We start from the raw sequence: 14,965 nt of genomic DNA, 5'->3' as shown, positions 1-14,965 counted from the left end.
CGGACGAACCGTTCACCGTGGTGTTGAGCGCCTGTCCCATGCTCGCCTCCCGTCAGCCGTGGACGTGAGTTTCCCGCTGTTCATCAGGGTCGTCGGCATGTTTCCCGTCGAGCTTGAGCTGCCCGGCGTGAGTGTTCTCGATGTCGTCGTAAGCCCCGTTGGCCGCGTGCACCTTCTCCGCCGCACCACCGGCCGCGCCAGCCGCACCGACGCCCAGCTTCACCAGGTCGTCCAGCACGGTCCCGACAACCGCGGACGACGCACCCGCATCGACACCCCGCACGACGCTCGACGTGACACCGTCGAGCGCTTTCTCCGCTTCGCGGAGCTGGCCGACGATGCCGACGAGCGCACCTTCGGTGAAGCTGTAGCCGGTCGTGTCCCCATAAGGCGCGGACATGCTCACTCCCCTCCGATAGCCGACCGGGACGCCCAGTCCTGCACGGGCGCGGCGTGCCGGGATTCCTCGGCGAGCACGGGATTGAGCAGCACCCCGCGCGCTCCCGCCTCGTTCGCGACGGCCTCGAGATCGTCACCGTTCACGGCGACCCAGGGCTGATGCGGCCCGCATCCCGCCGCCAACAGTTCCGGCGAGGTATAGGCCAGCAGCACCGGCCGGCCATCCCGGACCGGCTGCAATTCCAGCTCCACCACCCGCTGACCGGCCCGCACCGGCCTCGAAGGCACGTAGAAGCAGCCGTCCGGTTCGTCCAGCGGCTCGGCTGGCTCCAGCGGAGGCTGGTCCCGGCTGTCGACCTCCGGATACCGCGGCAGGCGGTCGAGCACGGCATCGAATACCACGATGCCGATCCCCAATTCCTGGCAAACCTCCGCGAGCCGGTCTCGGGTGACCTGCGCCCACGGCTGCCCGCTCCCACAGGCATCGACCAGCCGATCGATCGACGAGTACGCCGTGACGGCGAACTCGTTCCGCGCGGTACGACGGACCTCAAGCCCGCCCGGCTGACCCTCTGTTCCCAGGGTGACCAGCACAAACACCAGATCCGGCAACCTCACCCGCACGTCATCGAGCCGCACTAGCGCCTGGACGACGTTGGACGCGTCGGCGTGCCCCTCCATTCCCCACCCCCTGCACTGCACGACCGTGTGTGGTCGCGCCGTCACTGTAGTGGCGACTGCAGGTAATTGTCAGCAGATGCAGACAAGCGACGTCGCTCTAACTCGCTCGACCAGCAGATATGTGACGCGACACGCCGCAGAGGTCGCGGCCAAACATTCAAGAGGAAATGACTGTCCGGAGCATGAGCCGTGCCCCCTCACAACTGATCATCCAACTGCAACGCGATCCACAACTCCGCCCGCACAGCCGGATCATCCACCTCCCTCCCCAACGCCTCCGCCACCTTCCCCATCCGATACCGCAACGTATGCCGATGAATCCCCAACGCCGTAGCCGAAGCATCCGACTGCCCGTTATGCGCCAAAAACGTCCGCAGCGTATGCCGCAAATCGATCTTCGCCGCCCCGGTCTTATCCGTAACCGGCTCCAGCAATGCCCGAGCCCACCCCCGCACCTCGTCATTATCCAAAAACCGCATCAACCCACTAGTAGCCACATCCCCAGCACAAGTCAGCACCCCAGCATCCCCAGGCGAACTGGTGAACACCGACCGAACCTGCTCCCAAGCAGCAGCCAACTCCCCAGGCGGAGTCGGATCACTAACCGCCCCTCGAGCCAACGGAATCCGCCGCAGCAGCGCCTCCAACGTCCGCGTATCCCCCTCCGCAGGCGGCATCAACACCACCACCCGCCCCCGCTCCCACTCAGCCACCAACGCCCGCAAACTCCGCAACCCGTGATCCCCCTCGGCATGCTCAAGCAACTCCCGCTCATGCCCAGACGGAACCCCCAAAATCGCGACCCGCAAATCCCCCTCCGGAAAGTCCGTATCCAACGCCTCCCCAATAGAAGTGGCCAATCCGACATCCCCAGCCACCGCGGCCTTGAACACCGCCAACCGATGCCGCCGCTCGCTGTCCAGCACTCCCCGCGCACTGTGCAACTCAGCGCACAACAACGACACCGCGGTAGTAACAATCGCCTGCTCAGCCGTAGTAAGCGGGGTCGACCGCCCCACCACCAAAAACCCCTGCACCCGCCCCCGCACCGCCAACGGCAAAACCACCACGGACTCCCCCGCGATAGTCATGCTCAAACTCGCCGAATTGGCCCGGTCGCGCAGCCGAGGCAACTCGATCCGCACCCGTGCCACATGCATTCGCGCCGCCGGCACCCCCGCTCGAAACCCACCTCCTGCGTCCAGCAGCAACGTCCACCCCCGCACCGCTTTCGCCAGCCGCTCGGCGATCGCCCGCGCCGAGTACGGAGACAACGACGCCCGGGTCAAATCCCGCTGCGCCGAAACCGCGTAATTCAACTCCCGCTGCCGCTCGTCGGACAGGTGTCCGGCGACAAGGCGGCTCAACGCGGCGAACCGGGTCGTCGCAGGCACCGCCAGCACCGGCAACCCCGCCTCGCTGGCTGCTTCGACCAGCGGCCCCGGCACGTTCTGATAGAACGAACTGGCCCCGAACCCCAGCGCCACCGCGCCGCCCGCCACGAGCCGGTCCACGTACTCGCGGCTGGCCGCCTCCCCCAAGGCGAGCCGGGACCCCGTGGTGAGCACGAGTTCGCCGCCCTCGAGATACGGCGACGGATCGGGCAGTTCGCTGATCAGCGCCCAGGTGACCGCGCGGTCGAGCGCGCCCGGCGATCCCTCCGCGGCGAGTTCGAGACCGTGTTCGCCGCGTTCGAGCAGCATCTGGACCGTAAGCGGCATGGTGTCTCCCGGGGACGGATCCGGCGGCCGGAAGTCTAACCGCGACTCCGGTCCGCCGCCGGTCGATCTCCACCCGGAGGAACCAACGCGCTGGACAAACCCCGGCCCCGATGGGTAGAAACCGTCCCCAGTGGACTTCCCCGCCCGCGGATGCCCGGCGGCACAACGGAAAGAGATCTCGATGACCGTACCCGCCCCGGCCCGGCCGGACGTCACGTACCGGACCGCGGGCGATCGCGCGCTGCTCGTCGAGTACGGGCCGCCGCTGCCGGTCGACCTCGGGCTCAACTTCTTCGCGCACGCCTCGGCCCGGCGCCTCGACGAGAATCCCGTGCGCGGCGTCCTGGAAGTCGCGCCGGGACTGCGTTCGCTGCTGGTGCACTACGACCCGGAAACGATTCAGCACGACGCGGTGATCGCCGCGCTGGACCGGCTGCACCGCGAAATCCCCGAGCCCGGTTCGCTCGTGCTGCCGAGCCGGCGGGTGAAACTCCCGATCGCGTTCGACGATTCGACGTCGCGGGAGGCCGTGGAGCGCTACCAGATCACCACGCGCCCGGACGCGCCGAACGTCGTCGACGGCAACAACGTCGACTATCTCGTGCGCTCCAACGGCCTGCCGAACCGCGAGGCGCTGTATGCGCGAATCCTGGAATCCGAGTGGTGGAACGCGTTCACCGGGTTCTACCCCGGCCTGCCGTCGCTGCTGCCGCTCGACCCGCGTTCCGAACTGGTCGCCCCGAAATACAATCCGGCGCGCTCGTGGACGCCGGAAGGAGCGGTCGCGTTCGGCGGGCCGTGTCTCGTGATCCATCCGATCGAATCGCCGGGCTCGTACCAGCTTTTCGGCCGGACGCTGCCGATCTGCGACCTCGTCCGCCGTCCGCGCGCGCACCGGGCGGACCCGATCGTGATCCATCCCGGCGACCGGATTTCCTTCTACCGCGTCGAAGAGGCCGAATTGATCGAACTGCGCAGGCAGGTTTTCGAGGGCCGCTACGATTACGACATCGAACCCGGCCGGTACGCGGTCGCCGACCACCTCGCCGTGCAAGCCGATCCGGCCGTCGCGGCCGAGGCGGCCAAACGCCGCGCGGACCGCGCCGCCGCGCAGGAACTGGTGAAAATCCCGTGAATCAGACCGCGGCACTGGAAGTGCTGGAACCCGGCCTGCAAACGACCGTGCAGGATTTTCCCGGCAGGCGCGGCAGGCAGTCATTGGGTTTCTTCCCTTCCGGCCCTGTCGATTCGCTCGCTTTCCGCCTCGCGAACCTCTTGGTCGGCAACCGTCCCGGCGCGGCAGCCCTGGAAATCCCGCTGGGCCGTTTCCAGGCCGGTGTCCTCGCCCCTGGACGGATCGCTGTCACCGGCCCGGAAACCACGGTCACTCTCAATGGATCGCCTATCCCGCAATGGGAATCGGTCCCGGTGGAAACCGGCGACGTCCTGGCGTGCGAGGTGCTGCGCGGCCCCGGACACCGGCTGTACCTGGCACTGTCCGGCGGCATCGCGGTACCGGAGGTATTCGGTTCCCGCTCGACGTTCCTGCTCGCCGGAATCGGCGGCCTCGACGGCCGGGCACTGGAACGGGCGGACATCCTCGACACTTTCCCGTCCCCTCCTTCCCGGCCGCGCCGCCTTCCGGTTTCCTTGCGCCCGGTGTATCCGACCGCCTGGGAAATCGAAATCCTCCGCGGCCCGCACGCGGACCCGGATTTCCTGACCGCGGAGGATTTCGCCGAGTTCCTCGCCGCGTCGTGGCGCTGCGACCTGAGTTCGGACCGGGTCGGCATCCGGTTCAACCCGCACCGCTTCCGCTGGGCCCGCCCGTCCGGCGACGTGGCGGGCGGGCACCCGTCGAACATCCTGGACTCCAGCTATCCGCCCGGCGGCATCCTCGCCTACGGCGACGTGCTCACCGTGCTCGGCCCGGACAGCAACACCTCCGGCGGATTCGCGGTGATCGCCACCGTCGCCTCGGCGTCCTTGTGGAAGGTCGGGCAGCTCCGGCCGGGCCGGGACACCGTGACCTTCCGGGAAATCGACCTCGACCAGGCGGCGGCGCTCACCGCGCACGTGAATCAGCTGCTGGACGTCAAGGCGCTGTCTTGAGTTTCGCTTCGCGGTGAAGGACGTCCCCTTCGCTCAGCGCGGCCATGATCGCCTGGTGATCCATTACCCGGCCGAAACCACGCCGCATCGTGCGGAGGGTGGCACGGTGCGCTTCGGCATTGTCGGTCGCATTGACGTCTGAGCCGAAGACGATGTGGTAACCGAGGAAGTACCCGGTGCGGGCAGTGGATTCGCAGCAGAAATTAGTGAGCGTCCCGCACACGATCAACGTCCGCACTCCTTGGCACCGCAACGCGTAGTCGAGATCGGTGCCCGCGAAGGAATCGTAGGTGTGCTTCGCGGAAATCACGCGCTCATCGTCACGTGGCTTCAGTCCGTGGTACAGCTTGGCTCCAGGCGTTCCCTCCTCGATCGCGCCGTTCGCGATCGGCGGCCAGAAAGCCGGAAAATCGTGCGCGACATCCGGGGCGATCGTGTGCTCGGTGTACAGCACCGGCACCCCGGCCGTCCGGCACGCCTCGATCAGCGTCTGTACCCGGGGCAGCTGCCGGTACGCCTCCGGCACCCGCATCGGACCGTCCGGGCGGACGAAATCCTCCTGGAGGTCGACCACGATCAGCGCGCATTCCTCGGGCTTGATCTCGAACGCCCAGTGCTTGTCCGTGTCGTAGTCCACGTCCGCGGCGGCGATCTGCTCCCGCTCGCCGTCGAGAAGATCCTCCTCGCCGCGGCCGTAAGCGTTCAGATACTCATTCAACGGGTGCACGAACTTCCTCCTTCTCCGTCGCGATTCCCGCCAGATCCACCGACTTCGTCTCCTTCGAAATCAGCGAGGCCACCAGCGAGATCAACCCCATCGCCGCCAGATACGCCCCGATCGCGTACCCGGTGCCGAACTTCGCGTACAACCCGATCGCGATGATCGGAGCGAGCGAACCGGCCAGCACCGACGCCAGGTTGTAAGCCAGCGAAACCCCGGAATACCGCACTTCAGTGGGGAAAAGCTCCGCGAAGAACGCGCCGATCACCGAACTGTAGGCGGCGAAGATCAGCAATCCGCCGGCTACCGCCACCATGATCAGCCCAGGACTGCGCGTATCGACCAGCGCGAAGAACACGAACGCCCACACGATCGTCGCCACCGACGCCACCAGGTAGATCGGCCGTCGTCCGACCCGGTCGGCCAGCAGGGCGAACAGCGGGATCGTCACCACCGCGCACGCCTGCCCGACCAGCACTGCGGTCAACCCGACCGAACTGTCCATTTTGAGCACAGTCGTGACATAGGTGATCACGAACAACGAGAACAGATAGAACCCGGCGTTCTCGCCGAAACGCGTAGCCGCGGCGAGCAGCACACTGCGCCAATGCTTGCGGACCACCACTCCGGCAGGCAGGCCCTTGGGTTTCGGAGCGTCCTTGAACAACGGAGTTTCCGCGACATAAAGCCGCAGCCACAAGCCGATCAGCACCAGCACCGCGGACAGTCCGAACGCGATCCGCCAGCCCCACGACAGGAACTGCGCCGACGGCATCACCGAACCGAGCACCGCCAGCACACCGGCGGCGAGCAGATTACCCAGCGGAGGCCCGACATTCGGCCACGAGGACCAGAACGCTCGCCGCGCGCTGCCACCGTGTTCGGACACCAGCAACACGGCCCCGCCCCACTCGCCGCCGAGCGCAAACCCTTGCACCAAACGGCAAACGACGAGCAGCAGCGGCGCGAGAACGCCGACCGCTTCGTAAGTAGGCAAAAGCGCGATCAAGAACGTCGACGCACCCATTAACAACAGACTGGCGATCAGCGTTGACCGTCGTCCCTTGCGGTCGCCGAGGTGGCCGAGCACCACCGCGCCGAGCGGCCGGGCGAGGAAGCCCACCGCGTAAGTGGCGAAAGCTAATACCGTGCCGACCAACGGGTCGTGCGACGGGAAGTACAGTTTGTTGAAGACCAAAGTGGACGCGGTGCCGTACAGAAAGAAGTCGTACCATTCGACGGCGGTGCCGGCGAGACTCGACGCCGCCACCACCCCCAGCCGCGTGTGCGGGCGTTTTCTGTTACGTTCGCGAGAGGTATCAGCCATTTCGGCTCCTGTAGTCGGAGGGTCCGTGACGCGGATGCAGTGCTGGTGCCGGAAGCCTCGGTGGCTGTTGGCGCAGCCACCGAGGCGTGTTCCCCCTTGGGAAGACCTCAGAAGAACCAGTGCACGGGCTCGTTGGCCCGGTCGGTGAGGTCGGCGAACCGCCCGCCGTGAAACGCCAGCGGTTCGCCGTCGCGCTCGCACACGCTGCGCACGTGCCCGAACACGACCACGTGGTCGCCGGCGACGAGATGCCGCTCGACGTCGCATTCCAGGTGCGCGAAGGCGTCCGGGATCACCGGCACGCGGTGGCGGCCCTCGGTCACCTCCAGCCCGGCGAAGTGGTCCTCGCCCCGGCGGGCGAAGCGGAGCGCGAGCTGTTCCTGCCGCGCGGACAGGATGTTGACCGCGAACCGGCCCGCGTCGACGACCGCGTCGGTGCTGCGCGCGCCGGTCGTCAGGCACACCAGCAGCAGCGGCGGCTCCAGCGAAACCGACGTCAGCGAGTTGACGGTCATCCCGTGCGGCACCCCCGCCGCCCGGGTGGTGACCACCGCGACCCCGGTGGCGAACCGCCCCATCGTGCGGCGCATCGCCATCGGGTCGACCGTCGACGAAGTGGTGATCATGGCGTTCTCCCTGGATGGGTTCAGGCGGGGTAGCGGACCTCGAACGTGACGACCCCCTCGTCGGTCCGCCACGGGCCGTGCGGCATGCCCGGCGGACGGCAGGCGTACATCCCTGCGGTGAACGTCCGGCCGAGCGTGAGATCGGTGAACGAGCCCTCGAGAATGTAGACCTCCTCCCAGAAATCGTGTTTCTGCACGCCCATCGGCGTCGAATCAGCGCCCGGTTCGTACCGCAGGATCCGCGTCGCCACGCCGGTTTCCGGGTCCTTGGCGAGAATCCGCTCGGTGATCTTCGGGTCGTCGCCGGGGCACACGGTGAAGGCGACGTCGGAGACCGGGAAGAATTCGTGTTCCGGTTTGCTCATCGGGCAACAGCTCCGTCGAGGTCGTAGCTGGACAGGAAGGCGTCGATGTCGCCGAGTGCGGCGTCGAAACCGTAATTGCGGAAGGCGTAACCCTTCACCACGAACGGCGCGCCCGCGTAGAACATCTCGTATTGGTGGTGCCGTCCGGCGAATTCGCTGCCGACGACGTCCCAGGCGAGCTTGAACAGCTTCACCCGTTCCTCGGCGGGCGCGGACGGGCTGTAGATGTACTTGTCGATGTCGGCGCGAGTCTCCGGGTTGGTCAGGTCCGCGACGCTGGACGGCACCTGCAGCACCCCGCCGCCGACCAGGTCGCGCAGGATCGCCAGCAGCCGCGGGTACAGCTCGGCCTGCAGCCCCATCGCGCCGTAGACCGCGCGGGAGCCGGGCCGCCACATGCCGTTCTCGTCCGGTTCCGCGGTGTATTCCGCGGCCAGCACGGCTGACTCCACAATGGACGCGAGGCTCGCCAGTTCACCGAGCTTCTCGACCACGCCAGGGAATTTGTCGACTCCGTTGACGGCAGCGACCTTGCGCGCGAGCCCGGCGATGAACTGCGTCTTCACCATGAACCGGATCTGCGCCTGCCAGTTGCCGAACACGTGCGCGCCGGTGTCGAAGAACTGCCGCCGCAATCCCGCGACATCACGGTAGACGAACACCCGGTCCCACGGAATGAAGACGTCGTCGAAAACCACCAGCGCGTCGGTTTCGTCGTACCGCGAGGTGAGCGGGTAGTCGTATTCGCTCGTCGCGGCCGGCGCGTACGGACGGCGGCAGTACAGCTTCAGCCCTTCCGCGTCAACGGGAACCGCGAAACCGAGCGCGAAGTCCGCGTCCTCCGGGCCGAGCGGCTTGATGCAGGAAACGAAAATCTCGTCAGCCACCGCTCCGCCGGTCGCGAGCATCTGCGCACCGCGGATCACGATGCCGTCCTCGCGCTCCTCCGCGACGCCCGCCTGGATCAAGTCGCCTTCCCAAGCGTGCGCGGTGGTCGCCCGCGACACCTGTGGCGGAATGATCGCGTAGGAGACGTACAGATTCTCCTCCAGCACGCGCTTGTGATACGCCGCGATGTTGGCGGAAAAGTCCCGCTCCCCTTGCGAAAACGCTTCCGGGTGCGCGGAAAACGCCGCGACGAACGCGCCGACGTGGTCCGGGCTGCGGCCGACCCAGCCGTGCGTGTGCCGGGCCCAGGTCGTCGCCGCTTCGCGGTAGGCCTTCAGGTCTTCCCGGCTGCGCGGCGGCGTGAACAGACGGTTCACTGTGGACCCGGTCGCCGGGTCGGTGACCGAGATGCCGGACTCGGGGTCGGCCGCGATGTCGAACAGTTCCGCGATGGTCTTCGCGATCGGCGCGAACGCCGGGTGGTGGGCGACGTCCTCGACCGGCGCGCCGTCGAGGTAGATCCGCCGGGGGCCCTTCAAGGCGGCCAGATAGTCGGCTCCGCTGCGCATCACTCGCTCCTCTGTTTCGTTTCGTACGCGTGGGTCAGGGTCGGGCCGCCGGGCAGTTCCAAGTGGACACGCCAGTACGCGCCGTAGGTGAACTCGCCGCCGAGCAGCGGCAAAGTGCCGCAGTACAGCGCGAAATCGCCGTCGACCGGACCGAGCCGTTCCAGCAGATCCGCCGGATGCCGCAGCGCGGCCAGCTCCCCCTTCTGATACGGGCAACCGTCCACACTGGAGTCCGCGACCACGTGGTCCCAGTCCGGAATGGACACTTCGGTCCCGATCTCGGCGACCACCTCCCCGAGCGGCTTCGGACAGGCCGCTTTGGACAGTGCCACGCCGTCCCGCTCCAGGTCGCGGTCCGTGTGATCGGACCCGACCCCGAGGAAGTACCGTCCCTGATGCCGGATCAGCACCGGCTCGACCTCACCGGACGTCCCCGGCGCGCTCACCCCGACCACCGGCTCGGTGGTCAGCAGTTCCGGCTCCAGGTGGTAAAACGCGGGCACCGATTCCGGCCGAGGCACTCCGATCGCCGCCAGTTCGGCGATGTGCTCCTCGACCGCGGCCTCGTCGCTTCCGGTGTACCCGGCCACCACCAGCCGCGCCGGGGTGAACGCCAGCTCCTCCCCGGTTCCCGCGACGTGCAGGGCAATCGTGTTCATACTCCCGCTCCCGAGTCTGCTGTGGACACCGGCCACCGCCGGTCGGCCAGCACCGGGAACTCCGCCCGCACCGTGTCCACAATGGATTGGTCTACTTCGCAGCGCAGCACTTCCTCGCCGCTGCCCGCCTCGGCGAGCACCGTGCCCCACGGATCGACGATCCGGCTGGCACCGGCCAATTCGACCCCGCCGCGCTGCGTCCCGGCGGCGTTCACCGCGATCACCAGTACCTGCTCTTCCACCGCCCGGCACGAGGTGAACATCCGCCAGTGCTCCCGCCGCGCCGCCGGCCACGCGGCCGGGACCACGACCGTCTTCGCGCCGCGATCCACCAGCCCGCGCCACAATTCGGGAAACCTCAGGTCGTAACAGGTCGTCGCCCCGATCGGCCCGAGTCCCGTTTCCGCGACGCTGAGCGTGTTTCCCGGCGTGAGCAATTCCGCCTCGCGTGAGGCATATCCGAAAACGTGCACCTTGCGATAGGTGTGCGCGATCGTGCCGTCCGGCGCGAGCAACACCGCGGTATTGAACAACCGCCCGGCCGCGTCGCGCTCGACCAAGCTGCCGAGGTGCACGTACGCGCCCAAACTGCGCGCCCACTCCCGCCCCGCCGCAACCGTCGGCCCGTCCAGCGTTTCGGCCTCGTCCGGATACGCGTCGAACGAAAAGTACCCAGCCGCCCACAACTCCGGCAGCACCACCAGGTCAGCCCCGCGCGCCGACTCCACCAGCTGCCCGGCCCGCACCCGGCGATCCGCGGCCGGCTCGTCCGGCGGGCTGGCCAGCTGCACCAACGCGACCTTCACAGCCGCTCCCCGACCCGCAACGCCGTCATCGTGCTGGACAAATGCTTCGCCAGCGCCTCTCCCGCCGCGGCCGGCTCGCCGCCGCGGAGCGCCTCGACGATCGCCGCGTGCTCCGCCAGCACCGTTTCCGCCCGGGTGTCGCTGCCGGCGACCGCGCGCAGCCCCATCCGGACCTGCCGGTCCCGCAACGATTCGTAGAACTCCGCTAGCACCGGATTCCCCGCCCGCCGCACGATCGCCCGATGGAAGGCCCGGTCGAACTCGATGAACCGCACCGGCTCGTCCACCACGTCGCGCTGCTTCGCGAGAATCTCGTCCAGCTCGGCGAGGAAGGATTCGTCGACGCGCTCGGCGAGCTTGCGGACGCACCAGTCCTCGACCAGCTCCCGCGCCTCCATCACCGCCCGCACCTCAGCGTCGGAGATCGGCGGCACGAACGCGCCCTTCTTCGGCACGATCTCGAGAAACCCCTCGGCCTCGAGCCGCAGCAGAGCCTCCCGCACCGGGGTGCGAGACGTCCCGGCCGCCTCGGCGACCTCTGACTCGGTGAGAAAAGTCCCGCCGTCGCGCGGCAGCTCGGCGATCCGCTGCTTGAGGAACCGATAGGTGACGTCCTGCGCGGACCCGGCCCGCCCAGCCTGTCGTACACTGCTCATGGACAAGATGTATACATCACGCATGGCAGGCGGGCAAGGGCCGTTTCCCGAGGTTGAACGGCTGGTGGGGCGGGTTGCCGCTTGAGGATCGCCTTCCGTCCCAGGGGCGGCGCGGCCCTTGTCAAGCCGGTGGACAGCGGGCGCGGGCCGGGTTGTCCGTGAGGGGAACCTTCACAGCCGCAGATTCCCTCAGGGTTCCCCTCACGGACCTCCGGGCCTGGCCATGCGGACCTCAATCGGGCGACCCGGGCGTCCTTGGCGGATGGCCCAGCAGGCGCGGATGCCCTGGTCACCTCGACCTCACCAGCTGTCCGAAAAGTGCCTTCTTGGCACCAAGATCGCCGCCGCTTACGGTCGCCGTAAGCACCGCCGCCAATCCTGCCGGGAGTCTTCCGTGAACCACTTCGTCATCGCCGGCGCGCGCGTTTTCGACGGCGAGAACTCGCTCGGCGTCGTCGACGTCGAGGTCGCCGACGGCCGGATCGCGAGCGTCGGCGGCGACCGGCCCGACGGGGCCGACCTGATCGACGGTGCCGGCGCCACCCTGCTGCCCGGTCTCCTCGACGCGCATACGCACACCGACGCCGAGTCGCTCCGCCAGTCGCTGACCTTCGGGGTCACCACCGAATTCGACATGCTCTCGATGCCGGGCCAGATGATTCCGCTGCGCCGCCAGGCCGCCACCGCGAATGACCTCGCCGACGTGCGCTCCCCGTCCTTCGGGCTCACTCCCGCCGACGGGCACCCGCACCAACTCCGGAAGGGCGAGGGCGACCCGCCGTGGCCGACCGCCGCTCGTCCGGAGGACATCCCGGCCTTCGTCGAGGGGCGAATCGCCGAGGGCGCGGACTACCTCAAGGTGCTGGTGGAGGACGGCGAACTGTTCGGCGCGAACCTGCCTCGGCTCGCTCCCGAACTGGTCTCGGCGACCGTCCGGGAAAGCCACACCCGCGGAAAAATGGTGCTGGCACACGCGATGACCGCCGAGACGGCCGAGCAGGTCGTCGACGCCGGCGTGGACGGGTTCACGCATCTCTTCTTCGATCGGCCGGACCACACCGCGTTGATCGAAAAGATCGCCGCCGCCAACGTTTTCGTGATTCCCACTTTGACCGTGATCGCGTCCATCACCGGCGAGCCCGCCGGTCGCCGGCTCGCCGAGGATCCGCGTGTCCGTCCCAAGTTGACTCCGGAATGGCTCGACAATCTTTCCGGCACGATCGCGACCAGCCCCCGCGAGCACCTCGATTACGCGCGGGGAACCCTTGCCGCCCTGCACGAAGCCGGGGTCGACATCCTCGCCGGCACCGACGCCGCACACTTGGGCGCACCAGGGATGGCCCACGGTGCCAGCCTGCACGACGAGCTGCGCCTGCTGACCACAGCGGGATTCTCCCCAGCGGAAGCGCTGCGGGCAGCAACATCCGTTCCAGCGCAACGCTTCGGCCTCACCGACCGCGGCCGCATCAAACCCGGCCTCCGCGCGGACCTCGTCCTCGTCACCGGCGACCCGACGGTCACCATCGGCGACACCCTCTCGGTGAAGCACGTGTGGCGCAACGGAACCTACTGCGCGGCGGCGATCAGCGCCTCCAGCCCCGACGCCTGAGTCCGCCAATCCACCGCGTTCGGCGAGCCGCCCGCCCACCGCTCGCCGATCCGGTTGAGCGGGTCACGATCCCGCTGCCACAGCGAATCCGCTTGCGTCCGCGCGAAATCTCGGTACTTCTGTTCGCCGGTCGCTGCCGCGAGGTCGCCGAAGTACCGCATGAAGATGCCTTTGAACTGCTTCTGATTATCGTCGCACGAACCGCTATCGCACGATTCTATCAGGATTCCGCCCGACGTGAGGCCGGTCGTCGCCGCGTCCGCCAGCCGCCGGGCGGTGTCCAGATAGGACTGATCGCCAGTCGCCCGCCAGAGTTCGGTGAAACCGCCGATGGCCAGCCCTTGGTTGTACGTCCACACTGTCTGGCCGTTGTTCGCGCAACCCGAGGTGAGACCGTCGTTCACCAGACCGGCCGAGTTGATCAAACCGCTTCGCACATACCAATCCCCGGCCTCGCGAGCGCGCGCCAGCCATGCGGTGTCACCGGCGGTGCGGCGGTGCAGCGCGGCGGAAAGCCGAAGGTACAAGCCGCTGGTGACCGCGTTCTTGTACGTCCGCTCGCGATCCCACCACGCTCCCCCGCCGCAGGTGCTGGGATCCCAGAACCCGTGCACGTAGTCGGCGATTTTCGTGGCTTCGGCGAGGTACCGGGCGTCGTGCGTACGGTCGTACGCCGCGATCCACGCGAGCCCCCACCACGCGGTGTCGTCGATGGCCCGGCCGATGAAGTCGCCGTCGATCGGGTCCGAACTGCGCTCCCCGGCGGGAAACGCGACCCGGTTCACCTCGAAGACCCGTGCCAGCACCGGATCCAGGCCGGACACTCCGGAATCCGCCAGCGCGGTCACCGCTACCGCCGAATTCCACCAGCTCGACGGCCACCAGGCGCGGTAAACATCCTGCGACCACAGCAAGGCATCAGTCGCCGCGGCGATCCGCGAGTGCTGCGGACGAGCCCACGCGGTACAAGCGCCCTCTTGATGAGCCGCTTCCCGACCGCACGCCCGAACGGCGCCGCCATTCATCCGTCCGCGCGGATCTCGCGCGGCGAAAGTCGCAGTGTGTGTCGCATTCGCACCGGCGGGGACACTCGTGCGGCCAAGCGACGAACCGTCCGGCCAGGTCGCACCCGCGTCCCAGGAACGGTCCAGCCAGACCTCGTCCCCCGCGCCGCCCGAGTCGATGCTGCCCCAGGCCATCCCCCGGTCGTCGAAGTGGAGGCGAACAGCCCGGCCGAAGATCGTCGCGGACGGCACCGGCTGACTGTCGCCGGCCCCGGGCGCGTCGCCGTCGCAAGCCGCGTCGCACACGATCGGGTAGACCCAGGCTGTGCACGCGACAGCCTGCGCGTCACCGCAGGCACGGAGCAGGCCGCGCCGGTGGCCGACCGGGTCGGTGAGGTTGTACATGAGCGTGCGGGTGCCGGCCCAGGCGCCCGGGATGCTCGCTTTGCCGAGCAGGCCGTCCCAGGTTCCGCCGCCGTCCCAGGACCGGTCGAGCCACACCGCGTCGCCGGTGCGGCCGTTGTCGATGCTGGCCCAGGCCATCCCGTCCTGGTCGGAGACGTGCAGCCGCAGCACCCGGCCGTTGATCTCCTTGTCCGGCAAGGGAAAACTCTCCTGCGCGGCCCGCGAAGGATCGAGGGTGTCGCAGGAGAGCGCACACACCGCGGAGGTCGTTCGCGGGACGGTCAAGGAAGCGAAAACGAGCAGCAGCACGAGCACGGTCCGCATGGACTCGTCCCCTCACCGGGTGATTTATGTCCAGAATAGAAACCCGCGCGGGGCCCGGTGAAGTCCCGCGCGCGGTTCTGTCCCGTTCCGGAC

The 14,965-nt window shown here is 68.1% G+C and carries 15 protein-coding genes; 3 read left to right on the top strand and 12 right to left on the bottom strand.

Annotation, left to right across the window (positions count from 1 at the left end; all coding sequences use genetic code 11):
• Nucleotides 1–52: 52 nt before the first annotated feature.
• The 3 genes from RPX00_RS28215 to RPX00_RS28205 all read right to left on the bottom strand — a co-directional run bounded on the left by RPX00_RS28215 (nucleotide 53) and on the right by RPX00_RS28205 (nucleotide 2,801).
• Nucleotides 53–400: a hypothetical protein gene (locus RPX00_RS28215; RefSeq protein ID WP_406629876.1), complete on the bottom strand. Its 348-nt coding sequence runs from the start codon at nucleotides 398–400 to the stop codon at nucleotides 53–55.
• A 2-nt stretch (nucleotides 401–402) separates the two neighbouring features.
• Complete coding sequence (locus tag RPX00_RS28210) at nucleotides 403–1,080, bottom strand: SAV_915 family protein (protein ID WP_406629874.1); 678 nt, start codon at nucleotides 1,078–1,080, stop codon at nucleotides 403–405.
• Nucleotides 1,081–1,277: 197 nt separating this feature from the next.
• A complete protein-coding gene (locus RPX00_RS28205; RefSeq protein ID WP_406629872.1) occupies nucleotides 1,278–2,801 on the bottom strand; it encodes a PucR family transcriptional regulator in 1,524 nt (507 codons plus the stop codon).
• Nucleotides 2,802–2,982: 181 nt separating this feature from the next.
• Here RPX00_RS28205 and RPX00_RS28200 point away from each other — a divergent pair, with 181 nt between their 5' ends.
• Both RPX00_RS28200 and RPX00_RS28195 read left to right on the top strand, forming a co-directional pair.
• A complete protein-coding gene (locus RPX00_RS28200) occupies nucleotides 2,983–3,936 on the top strand; it encodes an allophanate hydrolase subunit 1 (protein WP_406629870.1) in 954 nt (317 codons plus the stop codon).
• Nucleotides 3,933–4,913, top strand: coding sequence for a biotin-dependent carboxyltransferase family protein (locus RPX00_RS28195; protein WP_406629868.1), 981 nt, complete (start codon nucleotides 3,933–3,935; stop codon nucleotides 4,911–4,913). Before RPX00_RS28200 ends, RPX00_RS28195 begins: the two co-directional genes overlap by 4 nt.
• On the opposite strand, the gene RPX00_RS28190 is transcribed toward RPX00_RS28195, so the two are convergent.
• From RPX00_RS28190 to RPX00_RS28155, 8 genes are all read right to left on the bottom strand, one after another.
• The gene (locus tag RPX00_RS28190; protein WP_406629866.1) at nucleotides 4,897–5,640 is read right to left on the bottom strand and encodes a cysteine hydrolase family protein; all 744 of its coding nucleotides are present in this window, start codon (nucleotides 5,638–5,640) and stop codon (nucleotides 4,897–4,899) included. The genes RPX00_RS28195 and RPX00_RS28190 overlap by 17 nt on opposite strands.
• Nucleotides 5,624–6,961 carry an MFS transporter gene (locus RPX00_RS28185; protein WP_406629864.1) on the bottom strand — a complete coding sequence of 446 codons (1,338 nt, stop codon included), beginning with the start codon at nucleotides 6,959–6,961 and terminating at the stop codon, nucleotides 5,624–5,626. The genes RPX00_RS28190 and RPX00_RS28185 overlap by 17 nt, the downstream gene beginning before the upstream one ends.
• Before the next feature lie 107 nt (nucleotides 6,962–7,068).
• A complete protein-coding gene (locus RPX00_RS28180) occupies nucleotides 7,069–7,587 on the bottom strand; it encodes a flavin reductase family protein (protein WP_406629862.1) in 519 nt (172 codons plus the stop codon).
• A 20-nt stretch (nucleotides 7,588–7,607) separates the two neighbouring features.
• Nucleotides 7,608–7,952, bottom strand: a complete 345-nt coding sequence (locus RPX00_RS28175; protein ID WP_406629860.1) for a cupin domain-containing protein — start codon at nucleotides 7,950–7,952, stop codon at nucleotides 7,608–7,610.
• Nucleotides 7,949–9,409 carry a 4-hydroxyphenylacetate 3-hydroxylase family protein gene (locus tag RPX00_RS28170; protein WP_406629858.1) on the bottom strand — a complete coding sequence of 487 codons (1,461 nt, stop codon included), beginning with the start codon at nucleotides 9,407–9,409 and terminating at the stop codon, nucleotides 7,949–7,951. The genes RPX00_RS28175 and RPX00_RS28170 overlap by 4 nt, the downstream gene beginning before the upstream one ends.
• On the bottom strand, nucleotides 9,409–10,068 hold the full coding sequence (locus tag RPX00_RS28165; RefSeq protein WP_406629856.1) for a DUF2848 family protein: 660 nt from the start codon (nucleotides 10,066–10,068) through the stop codon (nucleotides 9,409–9,411). Before RPX00_RS28165 ends, RPX00_RS28170 begins: the two co-directional genes overlap by 1 nt.
• The gene (locus RPX00_RS28160; RefSeq protein WP_406629854.1) at nucleotides 10,065–10,874 is read right to left on the bottom strand and encodes a carbon-nitrogen family hydrolase; all 810 of its coding nucleotides are present in this window, start codon (nucleotides 10,872–10,874) and stop codon (nucleotides 10,065–10,067) included. The genes RPX00_RS28165 and RPX00_RS28160 overlap by 4 nt, the downstream gene beginning before the upstream one ends.
• Complete coding sequence (locus tag RPX00_RS28155) at nucleotides 10,871–11,530, bottom strand: GntR family transcriptional regulator (RefSeq protein WP_406629852.1); 660 nt, start codon at nucleotides 11,528–11,530, stop codon at nucleotides 10,871–10,873. Before RPX00_RS28155 ends, RPX00_RS28160 begins: the two co-directional genes overlap by 4 nt.
• Before the next feature lie 394 nt (nucleotides 11,531–11,924).
• On the opposite strand from RPX00_RS28155, the gene RPX00_RS28150 reads away from it, so the two are divergent.
• On the top strand, nucleotides 11,925–13,139 hold the full coding sequence (locus RPX00_RS28150) for an amidohydrolase family protein (protein WP_406629850.1): 1,215 nt from the start codon (nucleotides 11,925–11,927) through the stop codon (nucleotides 13,137–13,139).
• Here the strand turns inward: RPX00_RS28150 and RPX00_RS28145 are convergent.
• Nucleotides 13,097–14,872 (bottom strand): glycoside hydrolase family 76 protein, encoded by a 1,776-nt coding sequence (locus RPX00_RS28145; RefSeq protein ID WP_406629848.1) that lies wholly within the window; start codon nucleotides 14,870–14,872, stop codon nucleotides 13,097–13,099. The genes RPX00_RS28150 and RPX00_RS28145 overlap by 43 nt on opposite strands.
• Nucleotides 14,873–14,965 lie beyond the last annotated feature (93 nt).

Source organism: Amycolatopsis sp. WGS_07 (genome assembly GCF_045278895.1).
Taxonomy (GTDB): domain Bacteria; phylum Actinomycetota; class Actinomycetes; order Mycobacteriales; family Pseudonocardiaceae; genus Amycolatopsis.
Note: the sequence above shows the minus strand (reverse complement) of the source record. Positions and strands in the feature narration are given on the sequence as shown.